Source organism: Cupriavidus sp. 96C5-1 (genome assembly GCF_057798855.1).
Genome location: NZ_JBYOJU010000024.1, coordinates 115,112 through 135,170, shown reverse-complemented (window position 1 = coordinate 135,170; position 20,059 = coordinate 115,112). Strand labels below are relative to the sequence as shown.

The 20,059-nt window shown below is 67.1% G+C and carries 16 protein-coding genes; 10 read left to right on the top strand and 6 right to left on the bottom strand.

Features of this window, described 5'->3' with window-relative positions:
• The 5 genes from paaC (at position 1) to paaK (ending at position 5,812) form a co-directional block, all read left to right on the top strand.
• Positions 1-801 carry a 1,2-phenylacetyl-CoA epoxidase subunit PaaC gene (paaC, locus tag AC3FOF_RS24410; protein WP_488728029.1) on the top strand — a complete coding sequence of 267 codons (801 nt, stop codon included), beginning with the start codon at positions 1-3 and terminating at the stop codon, positions 799-801.
• Between the two features lie 6 nt (positions 802-807).
• A complete protein-coding gene (gene paaD / locus AC3FOF_RS24405) occupies positions 808-1,353 on the top strand; it encodes a 1,2-phenylacetyl-CoA epoxidase subunit PaaD (protein WP_276263825.1) in 546 nt (181 codons plus the stop codon).
• Between the two features lie 13 nt (positions 1,354-1,366).
• Positions 1,367-2,455, top strand: coding sequence for a 1,2-phenylacetyl-CoA epoxidase subunit PaaE (gene paaE, locus AC3FOF_RS24400; RefSeq protein WP_488728028.1), 1,089 nt, complete (start codon positions 1,367-1,369; stop codon positions 2,453-2,455).
• A 40-nt stretch (positions 2,456-2,495) separates the two neighbouring features.
• A complete protein-coding gene (gene paaN, locus AC3FOF_RS24395) occupies positions 2,496-4,181 on the top strand; it encodes a phenylacetic acid degradation protein PaaN (RefSeq protein WP_488728027.1) in 1,686 nt (561 codons plus the stop codon).
• Positions 4,182-4,480: 299 nt separating this feature from the next.
• Positions 4,481-5,812, top strand: a complete 1,332-nt coding sequence (gene paaK, locus AC3FOF_RS24390) for a phenylacetate--CoA ligase PaaK (protein ID WP_017226864.1) — start codon at positions 4,481-4,483, stop codon at positions 5,810-5,812.
• Positions 5,813-5,874: 62 nt separating this feature from the next.
• Here paaK and AC3FOF_RS24385 read toward each other — a convergent pair whose 3' ends face one another.
• The 3 genes from AC3FOF_RS24385 to AC3FOF_RS24375 all read right to left on the bottom strand — a co-directional run bounded on the left by AC3FOF_RS24385 (position 5,875) and on the right by AC3FOF_RS24375 (position 8,170).
• Positions 5,875-6,075, bottom strand: a complete 201-nt coding sequence (locus tag AC3FOF_RS24385) for a DUF3606 domain-containing protein (protein WP_017226865.1) — start codon at positions 6,073-6,075, stop codon at positions 5,875-5,877.
• 216 nt (positions 6,076-6,291) lie between these two features.
• A complete protein-coding gene (locus tag AC3FOF_RS24380) occupies positions 6,292-7,446 on the bottom strand; it encodes a DSD1 family PLP-dependent enzyme (RefSeq protein ID WP_488728026.1) in 1,155 nt (384 codons plus the stop codon).
• 46 nt (positions 7,447-7,492) lie between these two features.
• Entirely contained in the window at positions 7,493-8,170 is a 678-nt protein-coding gene (locus tag AC3FOF_RS24375; RefSeq protein ID WP_276263820.1) for an HAD family hydrolase, read from the bottom strand.
• Between the two features lie 126 nt (positions 8,171-8,296).
• On the opposite strand from AC3FOF_RS24375, the gene AC3FOF_RS24370 reads away from it, so the two are divergent.
• Entirely contained in the window at positions 8,297-9,253 is a 957-nt protein-coding gene (locus AC3FOF_RS24370) for a LysR family transcriptional regulator (RefSeq protein WP_017226868.1), read from the top strand.
• 134 nt (positions 9,254-9,387) lie between these two features.
• Here the strand turns inward: AC3FOF_RS24370 and AC3FOF_RS24365 are convergent, their stop codons facing one another.
• Positions 9,388-9,771: a nuclear transport factor 2 family protein gene (locus tag AC3FOF_RS24365; RefSeq protein WP_017226869.1), complete on the bottom strand. Its 384-nt coding sequence runs from the start codon at positions 9,769-9,771 to the stop codon at positions 9,388-9,390.
• An 80-nt stretch (positions 9,772-9,851) separates the two neighbouring features.
• On the bottom strand, positions 9,852-11,840 hold the full coding sequence (locus AC3FOF_RS24360; protein ID WP_488728025.1) for an alkyl/aryl-sulfatase: 1,989 nt from the start codon (positions 11,838-11,840) through the stop codon (positions 9,852-9,854).
• A gap of 98 nt (positions 11,841-11,938) precedes the next feature.
• On the opposite strand from AC3FOF_RS24360, the gene AC3FOF_RS24355 reads away from it, so the two are divergent.
• Positions 11,939-12,838: a LysR family transcriptional regulator gene (locus tag AC3FOF_RS24355; RefSeq protein WP_276263817.1), complete on the top strand. Its 900-nt coding sequence runs from the start codon at positions 11,939-11,941 to the stop codon at positions 12,836-12,838.
• A 25-nt stretch (positions 12,839-12,863) separates the two neighbouring features.
• On the opposite strand, the gene AC3FOF_RS24350 is transcribed toward AC3FOF_RS24355, so the two are convergent.
• On the bottom strand, positions 12,864-13,424 hold the full coding sequence (locus AC3FOF_RS24350; protein WP_488728024.1) for a carboxymuconolactone decarboxylase family protein: 561 nt from the start codon (positions 13,422-13,424) through the stop codon (positions 12,864-12,866).
• Between the two features lie 62 nt (positions 13,425-13,486).
• Here AC3FOF_RS24350 and AC3FOF_RS24345 point away from each other — a divergent pair, with 62 nt between their 5' ends.
• From AC3FOF_RS24345 to AC3FOF_RS24335, 3 genes are all read left to right on the top strand, one after another.
• The gene (locus AC3FOF_RS24345; RefSeq protein WP_488728023.1) at positions 13,487-13,825 is read left to right on the top strand and encodes a winged helix-turn-helix transcriptional regulator; all 339 of its coding nucleotides are present in this window, start codon (positions 13,487-13,489) and stop codon (positions 13,823-13,825) included.
• 224 nt (positions 13,826-14,049) lie between these two features.
• Positions 14,050-15,939 carry a potassium transporter Kup gene (locus AC3FOF_RS24340; RefSeq protein ID WP_488728022.1) on the top strand — a complete coding sequence of 630 codons (1,890 nt, stop codon included), beginning with the start codon at positions 14,050-14,052 and terminating at the stop codon, positions 15,937-15,939.
• Positions 15,940-16,143: 204 nt separating this feature from the next.
• Positions 16,144-20,055, top strand: a complete 3,912-nt coding sequence (locus AC3FOF_RS24335) for a DUF4132 domain-containing protein (protein ID WP_488728021.1) — start codon at positions 16,144-16,146, stop codon at positions 20,053-20,055.
• Positions 20,056-20,059: the final 4 nt, after the last annotated feature.

Genomic DNA, 20,059 nt, shown 5'->3' with positions numbered 1-20,059 from the left:
ATGACTACGCCCCAACATTTGTCCTATGTGCTGCGCCTGGCCGACAACGCGCTGATCCTTGGCCAGCGCAACAGCGAGTGGTGCAGCCACGGTCCCGCGCTCGAGGAAGATATCGCGCTGACGAACATCAGCCTCGACCTGATCGGCCAGGCGCGCCTGCTGTACTCGCACGCGGCCACCCTCGACGAAGCGCTCAGCGGCGACAAGAAAACGGAAGACAGCTACGCGTACTTCCGCACCGAGCGCGAATTTGCCAACTACACCATCGCCGAGCTGCCGCATTTCGGGCCGCTCGCCGGCACGGCGCGCGCCGAGCGCGACTATGCCGTGACCATCGTGCGCAACTTCCTGTACTCGGCGCTGATGAGCCATTTGTGGACGGCTTTGCAAGCCTCCGCCGACGAGCACCTGGCGGCCATCGCCGCGAAGTCGCTGAAGGAAACCCGCTATCACCTGCACCACGCGAGCGACTGGCTGATCCGCTTCGGCGACGGCACCGATGAGTCGCACCGGCGGGCGCAGGCGGCGCTGGATTACCTGATGCCGTACACGCGGGAGTTCTTTGCGACCGACGCCGTGGAGGCCGCGATCGCCGCGGCCGGCATCGGCCCCCTGGCGGCGGATCTCGAGCCCGCATGGCAGGCAGACGTCGCCGCGACGCTTGCCCAGGCCACGCTCAAGGCGCCGGCACAGGTGGAGCACATCACGACCGGCAAGCATGGCGAGCACTCCGAACACATGGGCTACCTGCTCGCGGAAATGCAGTCCCTGGCGCGCCAGCATCCCGGCGCAACCTGGTAGGCCGCAATGAACGCCAACGCCACGCTGCATGCAGACGCCACGCTGGCACGCGCCTGGGCCGTGCTTGAAGCGGTGCCGGATCCGGAAATCCCGGTGGTGTCGATCCGCGAACTCGGGATCCTGCGCGATGTGCGCCGCGCCGCGGACGGTGCCGTCGAAGTCGTCATCACGCCAACCTATTCGGGGTGTCCGGCGATGTCGCAGATTGCCGAGGATATCGGGCAGGCATTGACGGCGGCCGGCATTGCACCGCATCGCATTGCCACCGTGCTGGCTCCCGCATGGACCACCGACTGGATCACGAGCGACGCGCGCGAGAAGCTGCGCCGCTACGGCATTGCGCCGCCGACGGGCAACTGCGGCAGCCAGCGCGCGCCGCAGGAATCGACCATCCGCTTCGTGCCGCGTGCCGCGGCCGGCAGCCTGCCTGCCTGCCCGCAATGCGGCTCCGTGCACACCGAGCTTCTCGCGCAATTTGGCTCGACGGCATGCAAGGCGTTGTATCGCTGTCTCGACTGCCGCGAACCGTTCGACTACTTCAAACCGTATTGACTGGACCGACACCATGGCGACTCCGCAATTCCATCCGCTGCGTATCCGCGAGGTACGGCCCGAAACAGCCGATGCCGTCACCGTCTCGTTCGAGGTGCCCGAAGACCTGCGCGACGCCTATCGCTTCACGCAGGGGCAGTTCGTCACGCTGAAGGCGCATCTCGACGGCGAGGAAACGCGCCGTTCCTATTCGATCTGCGTGGGCGTCACCGATTACGACCGCGATGGCGAATTGCGCATCGGCATCAAACGGGTGCGCGGCGGGCGTTTCTCGAACTTCGCCTTCGATACGCTGCAGCCCGGGCATGAAATCGAAGTGATGACGCCCGATGGCCGTTTCTTCACGCACCTGAACGCCGAGCTGTCGAGATCGTACGTGGCGTTCGCGGGCGGCTCGGGTATCACGCCCGTGCTCGCGATCATCAAGACCACGCTCGAGATGGAGCCGACCAGCCGCTTTACGCTGATCTACGGCAACCGCAGTGTCGACGCGATCATGTTCGCCGAGGAACTGGAAGACCTCAAGAACCGCTTCATGAGCCGGTTCTCGCTGTATCACGTGCTGTCAGACGATTTGCAGGAGGTCGAGTTGTTCAACGGCGTGCTGGACCAGGAGAAATGCAAGGCATTCCTGGATACGCTGGTGCCGGCCGCCGAGATCGACGAAGCGTTCATCTGCGGCCCCGGACCGATGATGGATGCCGCCGAAACCGCGCTGAAGGCCGCCGGCGTGGCGCCGGAGAAGGTGCATGTGGAGCGCTTCGGCACACCGTTGCCGCAGGCGGGCGTGCTGCCCGTCGAGATCACCGACGATATGCCGGCCGCGGACCTGGAGCTGATCATCGACGGCAAGAAGCGCAAGCTGCGGCTGCCCTATGTGGGGGTCAGCGTGCTCGATGTCGGTCTCAAGGCCGGCCTTGCGCTGCCCTACGCCTGCAAGGGCGGCGTGTGCTGCACGTGCCGCGCGAAGGTCCTTGAAGGCGAAGTGAAGATGGAAAAGAACTACACACTCGAACAACATGAAATCGACGATGGCTTCGTGCTCACGTGTCAATGCCATCCGGTCTCGGATCGGGTTGTCGTGAGCTACGACGAACGGTAATCGAAGTACAGCAACCCCTTTTTGCAAACGGCCGCACGCGATGAATTCCTCACTCTTTGAACAACACCAGAAGACGCTCGAAAGCGCACTGAACGCCATCAAGACCCGGGGCTACTGGAGTCCCTTCAATGAGATGCCCAGCCCGCGCGCCTACGGCGAAACCGCCGCCGCCGACGGCGAAGCAGCATTCAAGGCACAACTCGGGCAGCCTTTCCGGCTCGACCAGCCCGGCAGCGGCACGGTCGGCGAAGAGCGCTCGCCTTTTGGCTTCGCGCTGAATATCGGCTATCCCAACGCGGAACCGGATGCATTGATCGCGGCGGCGCAGCAGGCGCAGGCCCAGTTTCGCAAGGCGGGCCCCAAGGCCTGGATCGGCGTGAGCCTGGAAATCCTCGCGCGGCTGAACCAGGCCAGCTTCGAAATCGCCCACGGCGTCATGCATACCACCGGCCAGGCCTTCATGATGGCTTTCCAGGCCGGTGGCCCGCACGCGCAGGATCGCGCGCTCGAGGCGATCGCCTATGCGTGGGACGCGATGCGCGATATCCCCGAGACCGCGTACTGGGAAAAACCGCAAGGCAAGAATGCGCCGCTCGCCATGGAAAAGCGCTTCACCATCGTGCCGCGCGGGATCGGCCTGGTGATCGGCTGCTGCACCTTTCCCACCTGGAACAGCTATCCCGGCCTGTTTGCCGATCTCGCGACCGGCAACGCCGTCATCGTCAAGCCGCATCCGGCTGCCATCCTGCCGCTGGCCATCACCGTGCGCATTGCGCGCCAGGTGCTGCAGGAGGCCGGTTTCGATCCGAACGTGGTGACGTTGCTGGCGACTGCCCCCAACGACGGCGCGCTGGTGCAATCGCTTGCCACGCGCGACGAGATCCGCCTGATCGACTTCACCGGCAGCACCGCCAACGGCGACTGGCTGGAGACGCATGCCCCGCAGGCTCAGGTCTATACGGAGAAGGCCGGCGTCAACCAGATCGTGATCGATTCGGCGGACGAACTGAAGGCGGTGTCCCGCAATATCGCGTTTTCCCTGGCGCTGTACTCGGGCCAGATGTGCACCGCACCCCAGAATATCTATGTGCCGCGCGATGGCATCAAGACGGCCGAAGGCACGGTCTCGTTCGACGACGTGGCCCAGTCCATTGCCGATGCCGTGCGAAAGCTGACTGCCGATCCGGCCAAGGCCGTCGAGCTGACAGGCGCGATCCAGAACAAGGGCGTGCTGGATCGCATCGAACAGGTCGCCGGGCTCGGTACGCCGCTGCTCGAGAGCCAGCGCCTGGCGCATCCGGCATTTCCGCAGGCCACGGTCAGCACGCCGATCCTGCTGAAGCTGGACGCAGGCCGCGACGAGGCAACGTTCACGCAGGAATGGTTCGGCCCGATCGCGTTCGTGATCGCCACCGACTCAACCCGGCATTCGCTGGAACTCGCCGCCCGCATCGCCCGCACGCGCGGGGCGCTGACACTGTCGGTCTACAGCACGGATGAAGCGGTGCTGGATGCCGCCGGCGAGGCCGCGGTGACCGGCGGTGTCGCGCTCTCGGTGAACCTCACCGGCGGCGTTTTCGTGAACCAGTCGGCCGCATTTTCGGACTTTCACGCCACCGGCGCGAATCCCGCGGCCAATGCCAGCCTTGCCGACGCCGCCTTCGTCGCGAACCGGTTCCGCGTGGTGCAGAGCCGCCGCCACGTGCCGCAGCGCGAGCCGGCCTGATGCCCGTGCCGGTGTCGCGCGGCGCGCCCGCCCGGCGGGCGCCCGAACGGCTCCGGATCGCGAACCGGCGATAAGTCATCACGTCCACCATCCGGTCGGCCGGCTCGCATGGGCCGGCGGCGTGGACGTCTCGTTGTTTTTACCAGTCACTTGCCAGCCTGGCGTGGCACGACGGCGAAGACCGTTGCCGCGCATCGCCGCGTTCCGCTGCGTACGCCAGGCTGGCAAGCCGCTGAGTGGCGCCCCCATCCCCGCCACTGTCCAATCCTATTGCGTCGCGTCATCACCAGGAGACAACCGTGGTCCAGCCAATCCCTCAACCGGGCGAACTCGAGCCCATCGAACTAGCCAGCCGCGACGCGTTGCAGGCGCTGCAACTGCAACGGCTCAAGTGGTCGCTCAGGCATGCCTATGACAACGTGCCGCACTATCGCCGCGCCTTCGATGCCGCCGGCGTCCACCCGGACGACCTGCGCCAATTGTCCGACCTGGCCAGGTTCCCGACCACGTCGAAGCAGGACCTGCGCGACAACTATCCGTTCGGCCTGTTCGCCGTCCCGAAGGACGAGGTCGTGCGCGTGCACGCATCGAGCGGCACGACCGGCAAGCCGACCGTGGTGGGCTATACGGCGAAGGACATCGATACCTGGGCCAATGTGACGGCCCGTTCGATACGTGCCGCGGGCGGGCGCCGCGGCGACACGCTGCACAATGCCTTTGGCTACGGCCTGTTCACCGGCGGCCTGGGTATCCACTACGGCGCGGAGCGGCTCGGCTGCATGGTTGTGCCGATGTCCGGCGGGCAGACCGAGAAACAGGTTCAGCTGATCCGCGATTTCGAGCCTTCCATCATCCTCGTCACGCCCTCGTACATGCTCAACCTGATCGACGAAATGGCGCGGCAGGGCATGGATCCGGCGCAGTCGTCCCTGCGGGTCGGCATTTTCGGCGCCGAGCCGTGGACCCAGGGCATGCGCAGCGAGATCGAGACACGCGCCGGCATACAGGCCCTCGACATCTACGGTCTCTCGGAAATCATGGGTCCGGGCGTGGCGTGCGAATGCATTGAAAGCAAAGACGGGCCGGTGATCTGGGAGGATCACTTCTATCCCGAGATCATCGATCCGGTCAGCGGGGAAGTCCTGCCCGATGGCAGCCCGGGCGAGCTGGTGTTCACCTCGCTCTCCAAGGAAGCCATGCCGATGATCCGCTACCGGACGCGCGACCTGACGTCGCTGCTGCCGCCAACGTCGCGCGGCATGCGGCGGCTGGCGAAGATCACCGGCCGTTCGGACGACATGCTCATCATCCGCGGCGTCAATGTATTCCCGAGCCAGATCGAGGAGCTGGTTCTCGGCATCTCCCGGCTTAGCGGGAACTACCAGCTATGCATCACGCGCGATGGGCATATGGATGCGCTATCCGTGTCGGTCGAGGCGCGGGCCGGGATCTGCGACGCGCTCGCCGATAGCGAGCGCGCGCAGCTTGCGCGCGAACTGCAGCATCGGGTGAAGACGATGGTCGGCGTTTCCGCCGCCGTGCGGGTACTGAATGCCGGCGAGATCAAGACGACGGCCACCGGCAAGGCGCAACGCGTGATCGACATGCGGCAGGCCGGCGCATTGGCCTGAGGCAGGCCCGTTCCCGCAGGCGCGGCTGCGTACCGGGCGCAGCCGCGGCTCCCGGCGCGCGGCTACCCGTGCCGCCTGTCCGGGTGCGAGGCCTCCAGGTGCGCCCGCACCGCCGAAATGTGATCGCCGGCCTTGGATACCGCGTCTTCAAGTTCCGCTTGCGTGCAGTTCAGGTCCGAGCACCAATACTGCACATCGATGGCATCCATCGTGTTGACGCGGCCCGGGTCCAGCGGCTTGAAACGCTTCAGGTCGATGCTCATGCGGTTCTCCCGATCCTTGCCGGCGTGGCCAGCCGCTGCTTCGATTGCGGGGGCAAGCCACCTTCGAAATTCCGTCTTGCATTGTAGTCATTCACGGGCCGCGCATGGCCATGACTTCGGTCCACCCGATGCCGGCCGGCGTTCATGTGCCCGTTCAGGCGGTTATCTTCGGGCGCGGGCAGTCCTTGCTCGCCACTGCATGCTCCGCCGGCATGCCTACCAGCCGTGGAACCGGCTCCAGGTGGCGATCTGGCCGTCTTCGGCGAGGGCCTGGTAGGCGGGAAACTGTGCGCCGGTGGCGCAGGCATGATTGGGCAGGATGCGCAGCAGCGTGCCGACCGGGAAGCGTGCCGCGATGCCGGTATCCGGCGAGCCCTCCCGCGCGAGGATGCCGTGCTCCTGGTTGGCGCCGCTGAGCACGTAGCCAGGGATCACGGTACCGTCGACGGCGCAAACCTGGCCATAGCCGCAATCGTGCTTCTGCTTCTGCGTGCCGCGGTCGCGGCTCATCGCCATCCAGCCTGCATCGACGATGGCCCAGCCCTTTTCCGGCTGGTGTCCGATCACGGTGGCCAGCACGCTGAGCGCCACATCGTCCGTGGCGCAGACACCGACGTTGCGCATCACCAGGTCGAAGAACACGTAGACCCCGGCGCGCACTTCCGTAACGCCTTCCAGGTGCCGGGCGGACAACGCGGTGGGCGTGGATCCCACGCTGACCACCGGGCAAGGCAGCCCCGCTTCGCGCAGCCGCTGCGCCGCCGTGACGCAGCCGGCGCGCTCCTGCTCGGCCATCGCGGCCAGGGCCTCGGGCGTATCCAGGTCGTAGCTGGAGCCGGCGTGGGTCATCACGCCGCCCAGGCGCGCTCCGCCTTCGTGCAGGATGCGGCCAACCTCGATCAGGGCGGCTTCGTCCGCACGGATGCCGGAGCGGTGGCCATCGGTGTCGATCTCGATCCAGACCTCGAACGCTTCGCCATGCTCGGCGCCGAAGGCGGCGATGGCCTGGGCGGAAGCCACGCTGTCGGTGACGATCTTCAGGTCGCAGCCGCGCCGGCGCAGCGCCAGGGCCTGGGGCAGCTTGCTCGGCACCATGCCAACGCCGTAGAGGATGTCGTCGATGCCATCGGCGAAGAAGTGCGCCGCCTCCTTGATCGTGGAGACGGTGATGCCGCGCGCCCCGGCCTGCAACTGGGCTTGCACGACAGGCGTGCACTTGCTGGTCTTGGCATGCGGGCGGAAGCGCACGCCGAGCGCGTCCATGCGTGCCTGCATGCGCTGGATATTGCGTTGCATGCGGACGGTGTCTATCACTGCAGCCGGCGTATCGAGGCGCAGGAGTGCGGCCGGGGAAAAGTCGATATTGTCCATGTCTTCCATACTCGTCGTAACTTGTCCTGAGAGGAGGGCGTTGGCGCTAGGCATCCTGGCGGCCCGTCGCATGAAAGCCCCGGAGCCACGGCAGCGCCGGTTCCAGTGTCGCGGACTCGGCTTCGGGTGCCGGGGCGCCCGCGGGCAGGGCAAGGCCCACCCGGTTATGCCAGTAGGTGCGCAAGCCTGTGGCCGAGGTGCCGAACATGTCGTAGCCCGAACCCGCGACGAATGCCGCATCCGCCGCCGGCACGCCCAGTCGTGCCAGCGCGAGCCGATAGGGCCGGGGATCCGGTTTGTAGAAGCCGGCTTCCTCGGACGTGACCACCGCGTCCCAGTCGATATCCAGCAGGGCAGCAGCCCGGCGGCCCAGCCGGGTCGAGCAGTTCGTCACTACCGCCAGGCGGCAATGGGGCCGCAGGGCCTTCAGCAGGGCGCGGGCACCATCCCAGGCCGGGAGTGCGTCCCAGCCGGCTTCTAGCGCATCCGGCGCACTTGGAGGCAGGCCCACGTGCCGGGCGGCTTCCCGCACAAGCTGTTCGTAGCTGACATAGGCGCCGCAGCCGTAGGTTCGCTTCAGGTACTCCGCACGCCACGCCCGGCCTTGCGCCTCCGAGCCGGCGGCGGCATTCCAGACGGTCCAGGAGTCCAGCAGGGCGGTCAGCAGATCGAACAGGACCGCGCGGGGCCAGGTTTGGGCAAGAGACGGATCGGAAGTATCCATGGGGTCCTTTTCAAAGGCGAAGGTGAGATGTGGCGCGCCGGTCATCGCAGCGACAGGCCCTCAGTGTAGGAACGAATGGGTGGTACGTGGTTAAATACTGGAACATCAATCGTTAAGCGGAAGTGAATGATCCAGATCGAGGACCTGCGCCTGGTCGACGCGCTGGCGCAGGCGCCATCCCTCAGCGCGGCGGCGCGCGCGCTGAATGTAACGCCGCCGGCGCTCTCCGCGCGCTTGCGGAAACTGGAAGCGACCCTGGGGCTGGCGCTCGCCACGCGCACCGCCCGGCGGCTTAGCCTGACGGCGGAAGGGGAGCGCTTCGCGCAGGAGGGCGCGGCGCTGCTGGCGCAACTGGAAGCGTTGCCCGAATCCTTTCGGCGCGAGGATCGCCGCTTGACGGGCACGCTGCGCATTGCCGCGCCCTTTGGCTACGGGCGGCACCATATCGCGCCCTTGCTCGCGCGCTTCGCGCAGTTGCACCCGGGCTTGCGCCTGCAACTGGACCTGCGGGAAACGCCCTGGCCGGACCGGCAGGACTCCGACGCCGTGATCCATATCGGCGTGGTGCGGGACTCGTCCTGGATTGCCCGCACGCTGGCGCCGAACGCGCGGTGGCTGTGCGCCAGTCCGGCCTACCTCCGCGCGCACGGGACGCCTGGGGAGCCGCGCGAGCTGCTCGGGCACGCCTGCATCTGCATCCGCGAGAACGACGAGGACGTGACACTATGGCGCTTTCGCCGGCCGGGTGCGGAAAGGGGGCGGGGGCGGAAGTCACCGGTCCGTGAAACCTTGCGTGTCGTACCTGCCTTTACCACCAACGACGGCAGCGTCGCGCGGCAGTGGGCGGAGCAGGGGCTTGGGCTGGTGCTGCGGTCGGAATGGGATGCCGCCGAGGCGGTGGCGCGTGGCACGCTGGTCCGCGTCCTGGCCGACTGGGAGTTCGACAGCGCGCCGGTGACCTTGCTGGTGCCGACCCGGCGCGGCCGTACGGCCCGGGTCCAGGCGCTGCTGCAGTTTTTCGAGGAAACGCTGGGAAGCGGCGCACGGAACAGCGCCGCGGCACCGGCGCGAGGCCAGGCCTGAGCAGGCGGGCGGGCCGCTCAAGCCGGCACGCCGGCTTTGCGCAGATTCCGTCGAACGTCTTGCGGCTTGCGCGAAGCCTGGCTTGCGCGCAAGCGCGCCGCATCCCGCAAGGCACATCCTGCATGCCGCTCGCCTTATATAAAACGGGCCGCGGTATCGGCAAAGCCTCGCCAGCGGCGGATCTTGCCGTCAACGACAGTGAAGACGTGTACCCATTCCGTCTCGATCAGCTTGCCCTCGGCGCGCGCGGTCCCGCGCAGGAAACCGAGTACCACCACATGGTCGCCTGACTCGATGAACTCGCGCGGCTCGAAGAGAAGCGTGTCGTCCGTCTGCTCGAGCTGAGTGAAGAAGGTGGCGACTTCGGCCTTGTCGTTGCGCTGCCCGGTGTAAGGAATCTGAGGCGGGCCCACCAGCTTCCAGTCGACCTTGTCTGCTACCAGATCCAGGATGGCATTGACGTCGTGGCGGCCATATGCTGCATAGGCTGCCTGCACGATGGAAAGCGGGGTGGTCATGTCGGTCTCCGGTTGCGTGCGCCCCACGCCCTTGCCAGGACGCGCGCGTGCCTCCAACTTAGGGCGCGACGATGCACCATTCAAGGCGCCGCTTGCGGCGTCACGATATTGAAGTGGCCGTCAAACGTATCCAGCATGCCGAACAGCGACGCCACCGCCTGCGGGTCGCCCGCAATGCGGATGCTGCCGTTGCGCACGGCATCGGGCAGGGTCAGCTGCTTCAGGCTGATGCGGTCCAGCGTGGCCTTGTCCAGCGTGATCGATGCCGTGGCCTGGGGATGCTGCGCGTCGGCCAGGTAGGTCAGCGCGCTGTTGCGCAAGGTCATGGCATAGCGCTGCCGCAGGTCGGTGAAGCTCCAGTTCAGCGTCATGGTCTTGCCGGCGGCCTTGTCGGCATTCAGGCGCACGGCCAGGTAGTCGAAGAAATGCGGCACGGTCAGCGCGCGCACCAGGTCGGGCGAGGAAGTGCCGCCGGGCGTGCCCTTTCTGACGCCATTGCGCAGCTCTTGCGCGCCGCTCAGGTAGGCGTTGCGCCAGGTGGCGTTCTCGCTCTGGTAGCCGAGCTGTTCCAGCGCATCCGCCTGCAGCGCGCGGGCTGCGGCGTTGGACGGGTCGGCGAACACCAGTTCATTGCCGATCTGCGCCACCCAGCGGTATTCGCCACGGGCATAGGCTTCACGCGCTTTCGCCAGCACGGCGTCGGGGCCGCCCATCCATTCGATGGTCTTGGTTGCGGTCTGCACCGGCGGCAAGGGGTCGAGGTGGGCCGGATTGCCGTCGTAGAAGCCCAGGTAGCGCTGGTAGACGGCGCGTACGTTGTGGCTGATCGAGCCGTAGTAATCGCGCGCATACCATTTGCTGGCCAGCGGTTCGGGCAGCTTGCGCAGCGTGTCGGCAATGTCCATGGGGGTGAGGCCGTGGTTCATCAGGCGCAGCGTCTGGTCGTTCAGGTAGGCGTACATGTCGCGCTGGTCGGAGAGGAACTCGTTGATGCGCGCCTGGCCCCAGGTCGGCCAGTGGTGCTGCGCGATCAGGATGTCGCTGCGCTCGCCGTAGCGGGCCAGGGCCTGGCCGATGTAGTACGACCAGGCCTTGGCGTCGCGCACCTGCGCGCCGCGGATGGTCAGGATGTTGTGCTGGGTGCGGGCGGCGTTCTCCGCGATGCACAGGGTGCGCATCTGCGGGAAGTAGAGGTTCATCTCCGCTGGCGCCTCGGTGCCCGGCGTGAGCTGGAACTCGATGTCGATGCCGTCGATGCGGCGGGTGTCGATGGTCTTGCCGATCAGGTCGGTAGGCGCGAGCAGCGTCACCGTGCCGCGCGAGGTGCCCTTGCCAAGGCCGGCGTCGACCTGTCCGGTCGCGCTGCGCGGCAGGCCGGCGCCGTACATGTATTGCGCGCGCCGGCTCATGGCGTTGCCCGCCAGCACGTTCTCGCTGATGGCTTCCTCCATGAAGCCGGCCGGCGCGATCACCGCTACCTTGCCGGCTTTTACGTCGGCCTCGCTGACAATGCCCTTGGCGCCGCCGAAATGATCGACATGGCTATGCGTGTAGATCACCGCGACCACCGGCTTGCGCGGCCGGTGCGCGTAATACAGCGCCAGCGCGGCATGCGCGGTCTCGGCCACGATCAGCGGGTCCATCACGATGATGCCGGTGTCGCCTTCGATGATGTTCATGTTCGACAGGTCGGCGCCGCGCACCTGGTAGATGCGGTCGGTGACCTTGAACAGGCCGGCTTCGTTGTTGAGCTGCGCGAGCCGCCACAGGCTGGGGTTGACCGTGGGTGGCGCACCTGTCTCGCGCTCGAAGGCATAGGCGTTGAAATCCCAGGCCACGCGGCCGTCGGCGCCGTGGATGGCGCCCTCGGGGAAGCGTGCCACGAGGCCGCGCCGCGCATCCTCGAAATCCTGCCGGTCGCCGAAGGGGAGGGTTTGCAGCCAGGCCGCATTGGCTTGCGCGGTGGCGGGCGAGGCCGGCGCGCCCGGGACCTGGGCCAGGGTGGACTGGAGTGCGGTGAGCATGAGCAAGGTGAGCAGCGCGGGGAGGGCAGTGCGGCGAAGAAGCATGGCGGGACGCGAAGAGAGGCAGGACGCTAATTGGAGTCCATTGCCAGCTATAATTCAATTGCAAGTTTTTTATCCCTGCAATGCATGGAGCGCATACATTGAATCTGAAGCGGCTGGAATACCTGATCGCGGTGGCGGAAGAAGGCTCGCTGGCGGCCGCTGCCCGCCGCGTGCACCTGAGCCAGCCCGCGCTGACCCGCAGCATCCAGGCGCTCGAAGCCGAGGCCGGCATGCCGCTGTTCGACCGCGGCGCGCGCGGCGTGTCGCTGACGTCGGCGGGACGCATGGTGGCGGAGCGGGCGCGGCGCATCCTGTTCGAGACCCGTTGCCTGGCACGCGATCTCACGCTGGTGAGCCAGCACGAAATCGGTAGCGTCCAGCTTGGCATGGGGCCGTTCCCTGCCGCCATCCTGCTGCCCGAGGTATTGTCCACGATGAGCCGGGACTGGCCGAAGCTCCGCATCACGGCCGAGGTGAACAGCGCGCCCGCGCTGCTTGCCGCCCTGCACGCCGAGACGCTGGATTTCGTGGTGGCGGAGCGCCGCACGATTCCGCCCGTGGCGGAACTGGAGGTGCGGCGGCTGCGGCCGGAGCGTTCCGGCTGGTTCGTGCGCCCGGACCATCCGCTTTGCCGCGGCCGCAGCCGCGTTACGCCGGCACAGTTGCGCGAGGCAGCCCTGGTGTCGGTGACCCTGCCGCCGTATGGCCATGGGCAGTTGCGCCGGCTGCTGGGCTGCCGCCCTGGCGAAAGCCTGCCGTTCCAGGTGGAGTGCAACGACTTTCGCGCGCTGACACGCCTGGCTTGTCATTCCGATGCCGTCCTGCTGGCGCCGGCGCGCGCGCTCAAGGCCGAACTGGAGGCGGGCGCGCTGGTTGCCCTCGATCTGGCGGGGAGTCCCGCCATGACGGTGGAGTTCGTCGTCGTGCATCTGGCGCAGCGCACGCTGTCCCCGGCGGCGGAAAGGGCGGTGACGGTGGTGGTGGAGGCGGCCGCATAGGCCGGTTTCCGCAGCCCTCTTTTCCTTAACTGCGTCCAGGCATGCCGGGCGGAAAGCGTCTGCCGAACGGTTCCAGCGGCAGGCACAAGACGTTGGTCAGGTAGCTGACCGTCCGGTAGAAGCCGGCAAGCATCAGCAGTTCAAGCAGCGCCTCCTCGGCATGGTTCGCCGCGAGCTGCGACCACAGTTGGTCGTCCACCTGGCAATCCCGATGCAGCGCGTCGCACAGGCGAAGCAGGGTGGCCTCGCCGGGAGTCCAGCAGGCGTCGTTCGGTCCGCCGCGCGCCAGCGAGTCGATCTGCGCCTCGGTCAGATCGGCGGCCGCTCCAAACCGTGCCACATGCACGCCCCATTCATACTCCGATCCGCACAGCGCGGTGGTGCGGTTGATGACGATCTCGCGGTCCCGCAGGCTGATGTTTCCCTTGTCCAGCAGGCCGGAGCCAAAGAACTTGCCCGCCAGCCGCGCATCCCGCGCCAGGGTTGCGAACAGCGCGATGGGCGGTGCCCCTCGCATGACGCGATCGATACTTTGCTGGATGGCGGGGGCGAAGGGGGCGGTGGCGGGGGCAATACGGGCAGTCATGACGATCTCCTGTGCTATTCTTTCCATAGCAAAATTAGACCATCTGCTATGGAAAGTAAAGCATGAGCAATCCGATTCCCGGCGCACCGGTGCGCGGCTCCGAGACCGGCCGCCCGATCATGGCCGCGTTCGACCTGCTTGGCCGTCGTGGCGCCATGCGTATCATCTGGGAGCTACGGATGGGGCCGCTCAACTTTCGCGCGCTTCAGCAGGCGGCGGATACCAATCCCGCGGTCCTGAACACGCGGATCAAGGAACTGCGGAGCGCGCGCCTGCTCGACCACGACGGTGGTGGATACCATCTCACCGGCCTGTGCATCGACCTGCTGAATCTCATGACGCCGCTCAATGATTGGGCAGAGCGCTGGGCGCGGGAGCTCTCGGTTTCACGGCCGGATTGAGTCCGGTCGCAGGACAAGGCGTGGCTTTGCCGGGGAAGGCCAGGAATGCTGCTATATTGATGCCATTTTTCCTGGCGTGAGCGGTAGGAATTATCTGTCCGGGAAAATATAAGGTTTGTTCGCATGAATCCTGTGATGCGCCTGGCTTGATGGATTCATGAATTTGTCATCCGCATTTTGGGATTTTTCTGAAATTGTCCTAACGGACCGGCAGGAGGATACGCATGTCGGAAGCACCATCGATCGTGGGGGTGCCTGCAAGGCACCGTTCTGGCGTGACTGTTCTGGGCCTGTCCGCGCTGGGCGTGGTATTCGGGGATATCGGCACCAGTCCGCTGTACACCTTGAAGACCGTTCTGGCCCTGTCGGGCGGCAAGCCTTCCGCGCCGGTGATCCTGGGTCTTCTGAGCCTGCTTTTATGGACCCTGATTATCGTGACCACGGTGAAGTACGTTTCCTTCGCCATGCGTATCGATAATAACGGGGAGGGCGGTATTCTGGCGCTGATGTCATTATTGGGCATCAAGAAGAAAAAGCGCCCGCTGGTGGTGGCGGCCGGATTATTCGGGGCGGCGCTGATTTATGGCGACGGTGCCATCACACCTGCGATTTCCGTGCTCTCCGCGCTGGAGGGACTGAATATGGTGTTCCCGGAGGCAAAATCCTACGTGTTGCCGGCAACGGTGGCCATCCTGATGGCGCTGTTCGCGATACAGCCCATGGGTACCTCGCGTATCGGCAGGGCGTTCGGCCCGGTCATGGCACTGTGGTTCCTGTGCATCGCGGTGTTGGGGATACGCGGGATCGTGCAGCACCCCTCGGTCCTGGTTGCGATCAACCCGGCCTATGGCCTGGAATTCCTGTTTTCCAACGGCTATACCAGCTTCCTGGTACTGGGCGGCGTATTTCTTTGCGTGACCGGTGCCGAGGCGCTGTACGCGGATATGGGGCACTTTGGCGCGCGTCCGATCCGTCTGGCATGGTCCGCCATCGTGTTTCCCAGCCTGCTGCTCAACTATGCCGGGCAGGCTGCGCTGGTGCTGTCCGGCGCGGACACCGCCGACAATATCTTCTTTCGCCTGTGTCCGCCGGCTTTGCTGGTGCCCCTGGTCATCCTGGCCGCCGTGGCCACGGTGATTGCCAGCCAGTCGATCATCACCGGCGCATTCTCCATGACCCGGCAAGCGATCCAGCTGGGCTGGATGCCGCGCTTGCGGATCAGGCAAACCTCGGAAGAGGGCTATGGGCAGATCTACGTCGGCGTGGTGAACTGGCTGCTGATGGCCGTGACGGTCGGGCTGGCGCTGTTCTTTAAATCGTCGGACCAGCTGGCTTCCGCCTACGGTATCGCCGTATCGCTCACCATGCTGATGACGTCCATGCTGCTGTTCATCGCCATGCGCGATGTCTGGGGCTGGAGCGTGTGGGCCAGCGGGGCGGTGGCGGGTGTTTTCGTGGTGATCGATGGCGGGTTCTTCGTGGCTAACCTGGCCAAGGTGCTGGATGGCGGGTACGTGCCGTTGTTGCTGGCGGCGGTCGTCTATACCGTCATGCTGATCTGGCATCGGGGCACGATAGCGATCTCCACGGCCATCGACGAAGAGATCGTGCCGGTCGCGCAATTCCTGGCGGACGTCGAAGCGCAGGGGATTCCGCGCGTGCCCGGCGGCGCCGTGTTCCTGAGCCGGACGCTGGATGGCACGCCGCCGGTGATGCGATGGCATGTCAAGCGCAACCACGCCCTGCATCGGAAGGTCATTGCCTTGAACGTATCGACGGAGACGGTGCCGTGGGTCAGGGATGCGGAACGCCTGACGCTGACGCAGCAGGGGCCGGACTTCTGGCGTGCCGCCGTGCGCTACGGGTTCATGGAGCGGCCCGACATTCCAAAGCTGCTGCAACGGCCCGAATTCCTGCCTTGCGATTTCGAGCTGAATTCGGTGACCTACTATATGGGGCTCGAAACGGTCGTGTTGCGCGAGGGAGATTCCCGGATGTCGCGGTGGCAGGGCAGCCTGTTCGCCGTGATGGTGCGCAATGGCATGCACGTGACCGATTTCTTTCGCCTGCCCAGCGACCAGGTGGTGGAGATCGGCCGGCGGGTGTCCATCTGAGCCGTCGGGACCAGACCGGCAGGCCGCCGCTTCACCGGTGGCCCGGCACTGCTGCCCTGGGCGGGAGTTGTTTTTTTGTTTTGCAGTTTAGTGCCTTTCTCTTAACATAGACGCCTTGCACGCAATATCGCGGCCCGGACGACCAGGTCCGCGGGCCGTCTGCGATGCTTGTCGACGATGTGAAGTCAAAGGAAAAGCAAGGCAATGAGGCGTTTCGAGTTCCGCAGCGACAGTTCCAGCAAGTTTTGGGAAGTTGAACAGGACGACACCCAGCTCAACCTGCGCTGGGGCAAGATCGGCACCAACGGGCAGAGCCAGAGCAAGGCCTTTGCCGATGCCGCCAAGGCCGCCGCGGCGATGGCCAGGCTGATCGCAGAGAAGACCGGGAAGGGCTATGCGGAGGCCGCAGTCGCGGCTGGGGCGAGCATCGGGGCCGTTGCTGCCTCCACCACAGCGCCTGCGCCTGCGCTTGCCGCGGCGCCTGCAAGTCCGTCCCCGGCCATGCCAGCGCCGCAAGGCCCCCCCGCCGAACCGGATGCCGCCGCAGCCACGCCCGCCCCCGCAGCCGGCGTACCGCCCGTGCGCGGCGATACGCCGCCCTGGCTGGAGCAAGGCGCTGCCGTGCTGATGCCGAAGGCGATGCAGGACCTGGCGCTGCCCAGCCGGCGCCATCCCGGCGACGCGCCCGCCGAGCCCCTGGAGCCGATGCGCGCCTGGGTGCGCCTGCGCGCAGCCTTGCTGAAGCATCTCAAGCCGGATATCGAAGGCAGCGCCGCCCACTGGCAGGCCGCCTATGCCGAGGCATGGCAGCGTGTCGAAAGCCGCCGCATGGAGGGCTCGCCCGAGTCCGACGCGGTGCTGATGGCGATCGTCGTCAAGCTGTCTTCCCAGTATTTCCGCGACGACGACGGCCTGGGGGCCGCCGGCGTTGCCTTCATGGCTGGCCGGATCGGCCTGGAAGGCGCCGTGGACGCCTTGCTGACGGCGCAGACCATGGGCGCGCAGTTGGGCTGGGAGCGCGATACGCGCAAACGCCGGCTAAGCCTGAACGACGATGTCGGCGAAGCGCTAGGCGGCGGCTATGCCGGCATCCACAGCGATGCCGAATGGCAGGTCCGCGGCTTGCTGGCGCGTGCCGGCCAAGCCCAGTGGCAAGCCTGCGCGGACAAGATCCGCGCGGCGCTGCCGCTGCTGCCGCCGTCGCGCCAGCCGGCGATGGCCATGCTGCTGCCCGACCTGCCGGCACTCAGCAACGAGACCGCGCTGCGCCTGCAAGGTCCCGCCGCGCCGGCGTCGCTGCACTGGCTGCAACTGACCGCGACCGATCCCGCTGCGGTGGCCGTCGCCCAGCGCCAGAAGGTGGACGGTTGGGGCAGCAATTTCTGGGGCGCGGAGGACATGGTGGCCACCGTGCTGCGCGAGCGCGGCGCCGAGGCCTTGCCGGTCCTGGCGCCGGGCGCGGCCATCGAGGCGGCCGGCGAGGGCCTGGCGGCGATCGGCCTGCCCGGGGCCGTTGCCGCGTTGGGGCGCGTGGCCGCCGGCAGCAAGCCTGCCATGGCGCGCTTCCAGGAGGCCACGCGCCGCTGGCCGCTGGCGGCGCTCGCCGCCTTGCCTGGCCTGGCGCTTGCCGGCGGCAAGGATGCCAGCCTCTACGCGGCCAGCCTGACGGCGCTGCTGCAGGCGCATCCGGCGCAGGCCGAGCGCGTGCTGCCGTGGCTGAGCCCGGGCGAGGGCGACCTGCTGCGGCAGTTGCAAGCCCGCCTGGCGCAGCCTGCCGAGGCTGCCGCCATGGAAGACCTGCCAGCCGTGCTGGCCGATCCGCCCTGGTTGCGCAAGAAGCGCGCCGCAGCGGCCGGCCCGCTGGCGCTGGCCCCGCTGGATCTGGCCGCGGTCGAGCGCTGGGACGAGGGCCAGCGCGAGGAATGGCTGGCGCAGAGCGAATGGCAGTTGCGCCGCTATGACCAGGCCAAGGCCGGCGATGTGCAACGGCTTGCCAGCGACATGGGGTTCGACCTCTCGCGCGCCAAAAAGAACGGCATCCTCGCGGAGGCGATGGTGGCGATCCGCCAGCGCGATGCCCAGGCGCTGATCGCCGCCTGGCAGGCCGTGCGCAAAGCCACCAGTTGGTGCTTGCTCGATGGCATGATGGCGTCCTTGCTGCCGGAGGAACTTGTGGTGCCGCTGTTCAATGCCGCCGCCAGCGAGGGCTCGGTCAGCAACGACGCCTATGTGGCTGCGCGTTTCGGCCTGAAGGTACTGCCCGGCGTGCTCGGCACCGTGCGCCGCGCGCCTACCGAGGGGCTGCCGCTGGCGACGCCTTTCGGCGCGATCGAGCTGGCGGCGCCGGCGGCACGCGCGCTGGCGCGGCTCAAGTCGCTGCGCGAAGCAGGCCGTGCCTGGCTGCTGCGCCATCCCGAGCATGCCGCGGCCGGCCTGATCCCGGCCGCCGTCGGCCGTGCCGGCGAGGCGCGCGACGAAGCCGCCATGGCGCTGCGCACGCTGGCCGGCGCGGGGCACGAGGCGCTGGTGATGGAGATGGCGCAGCGTTTCGCGCAGCGCGACGGCGATCCCGCTATCGCTGCCGCCGTGCGTGCGGTGCTGGACGAGGACCCGTTGCAGCGCTTCCCTGCCAGGCTGCCCAAGCTGCCTGATTTCTTCCAGCCCGGCAGCTTCCGCCGCCCGGTGCTGGCGGCCGGCCCCGGGGCTGGCAAGCCGCTGCCCGACGCGGCCTTGCAGCACCTGGGCACCATGCTGGCCTTCCCTGCTGCCGAAGGCCGCTATCCCGGCCTGGACATGGTCAAGACCGCCTGCACGCCAGAGTCGCTGGCGGACTTTGCCTGGGACAATTTCGCGGCCTGGCTGCTGGTCAACGCGCCCGCCAAGGAGAACTGGGCCCTGAGCGCGCTGGGCGTGCTCGGCAACGACGATACCGCGCGCCGCCTCACCCCGTATCTCCGCGCCTGGCCCGGCGAGGCCGCGCATGCGCGCGCCGTGGCCGGGCTCGATGTGCTGGCCATGGTGGGCAGCGACGTCGCGCTGATGCACCTCAACGGCATTGCGCAGAAGATCAAGTTCAAGGGCCTGCAGGATCGCGCCCGCGAGAAGATCGACGAGATCGCCGAGGCGCGCGGGCTCACGCTGGAAGAGCTGGAAGACCGTCTCGCCCCCGACCTGGGACTGGACGAGCATGGCACGCTGTTGCTCGATTTCGGGCCGCGCCAGTTCCGGGTCGGCTTCGACGAGGCGCTCAAGCCGTTCGTGCGCGATGCCGACGGCGCGCGGCTGGCCGACCTGCCCAAGCCCAAGAAGACCGACGATGCCGCGCTCTCCAAGGAAGCGGTGGATCGCTTCAAGGCGCTCAAGAAAGACGCTCGCACCATCGCCAGCCAGCAGGTGCTGCGGCTGGAGCTGGCCATGTGCGCGCGCCGGCGCTGGAGCGCCGCGGTGTTCGAGCCCTTCCTGGCGCAGCATCCGCTGGTGCGCCACCTGGTGCAGCGGCTGGCCTGGGGCGTGTACCGCGTGACGGATGGCGGCAACAGCGGCGGCGAACTGCTGGCCTGCTTCCGCGTGGCCGAGGATGGCAGCTACACCACGGCCGGGGATGATGGCTGCGTCCTGCCGGAAGGCGATGATATCCGCGTGGGCATTCCCCATGCGCTGGAGCTGCCGGCTGCCGATGCGGCAGCCTTCGGCCAGCTGTTCGCCGACTACGAGCTGCTGCAGCCGTTCCCGCAGATCGGGCGCGATACCTATGCGCTGACCGAGGCCGAGCAGCAGGCCGTCGATCTGGAGCGCTGGAAGGGCGTGGTGATCCCCACCGGCAAGCTGTTCGGCCTGGCCAATCGCGGCTGGCGTCGCGGCGCCGCGCAGGACGGCGGTGGCATCTGGTACTACACCAAGCAGGTTGACGGCAGCCGGGTGATCGAACTGACCTTTGATCCCGGCATGATCGTGGGCATGCCCGAAGAGTATCCCGAGCAGACCCTGCAAGGCTTGCAGTACGGCGTCGACGGGCACGGCTGGGGCATCGCCAACGGCGGCGGCGAGAAGTTTGCCGGGCTCGACCCGATCGCCGCCAGCGAGCTGATCCGCGATATGGAGAGCCTGCGCGCATGAGCCC

What these genes read in the sequence shown, in the direction of transcription:
- paaC (WP_488728029.1), top strand. Translation starts at nt 1, where the DNA reads ATGACTACGCCCCAACATTTGTCCTATGTGCTGCGCCTGGCCGACAAC.
- paaD (WP_276263825.1), top strand. Translation starts at nt 808, where the DNA reads ATGAACGCCAACGCCACGCTGCATGCAGACGCCACGCTGGCACGCGCC.
- paaE (WP_488728028.1), top strand. Translation starts at nt 1,367, where the DNA reads ATGGCGACTCCGCAATTCCATCCGCTGCGTATCCGCGAGGTACGGCCC.
- paaN (WP_488728027.1), top strand. Translation starts at nt 2,496, where the DNA reads ATGAATTCCTCACTCTTTGAACAACACCAGAAGACGCTCGAAAGCGCA.
- AC3FOF_RS24385 (WP_017226865.1), bottom strand. Translation starts at nt 6,075, where the DNA reads ATGAGCATCGACCTGAAGCGTTTCAAGCCGCTGGACCCGGGCCGCGTC.
- AC3FOF_RS24380 (WP_488728026.1), bottom strand. Translation starts at nt 7,446, where the DNA reads ATGGACAATATCGACTTTTCCCCGGCCGCACTCCTGCGCCTCGATACG.
- AC3FOF_RS24375 (WP_276263820.1), bottom strand. Translation starts at nt 8,170, where the DNA reads ATGGATACTTCCGATCCGTCTCTTGCCCAAACCTGGCCCCGCGCGGTC.
- AC3FOF_RS24370 (WP_017226868.1), top strand. Translation starts at nt 8,297, where the DNA reads ATGATCCAGATCGAGGACCTGCGCCTGGTCGACGCGCTGGCGCAGGCG.
- AC3FOF_RS24365 (WP_017226869.1), bottom strand. Translation starts at nt 9,771, where the DNA reads ATGACCACCCCGCTTTCCATCGTGCAGGCAGCCTATGCAGCATATGGC.
- AC3FOF_RS24360 (WP_488728025.1), bottom strand. Translation starts at nt 11,840, where the DNA reads ATGCTTCTTCGCCGCACTGCCCTCCCCGCGCTGCTCACCTTGCTCATG.
- AC3FOF_RS24350 (WP_488728024.1), bottom strand. Translation starts at nt 13,424, where the DNA reads ATGACTGCCCGTATTGCCCCCGCCACCGCCCCCTTCGCCCCCGCCATC.
- AC3FOF_RS24345 (WP_488728023.1), top strand. Translation starts at nt 13,487, where the DNA reads ATGAGCAATCCGATTCCCGGCGCACCGGTGCGCGGCTCCGAGACCGGC.
- AC3FOF_RS24340 (WP_488728022.1), top strand. Translation starts at nt 14,050, where the DNA reads ATGTCGGAAGCACCATCGATCGTGGGGGTGCCTGCAAGGCACCGTTCT.
- AC3FOF_RS24335 (WP_488728021.1), top strand. Translation starts at nt 16,144, where the DNA reads ATGAGGCGTTTCGAGTTCCGCAGCGACAGTTCCAGCAAGTTTTGGGAA.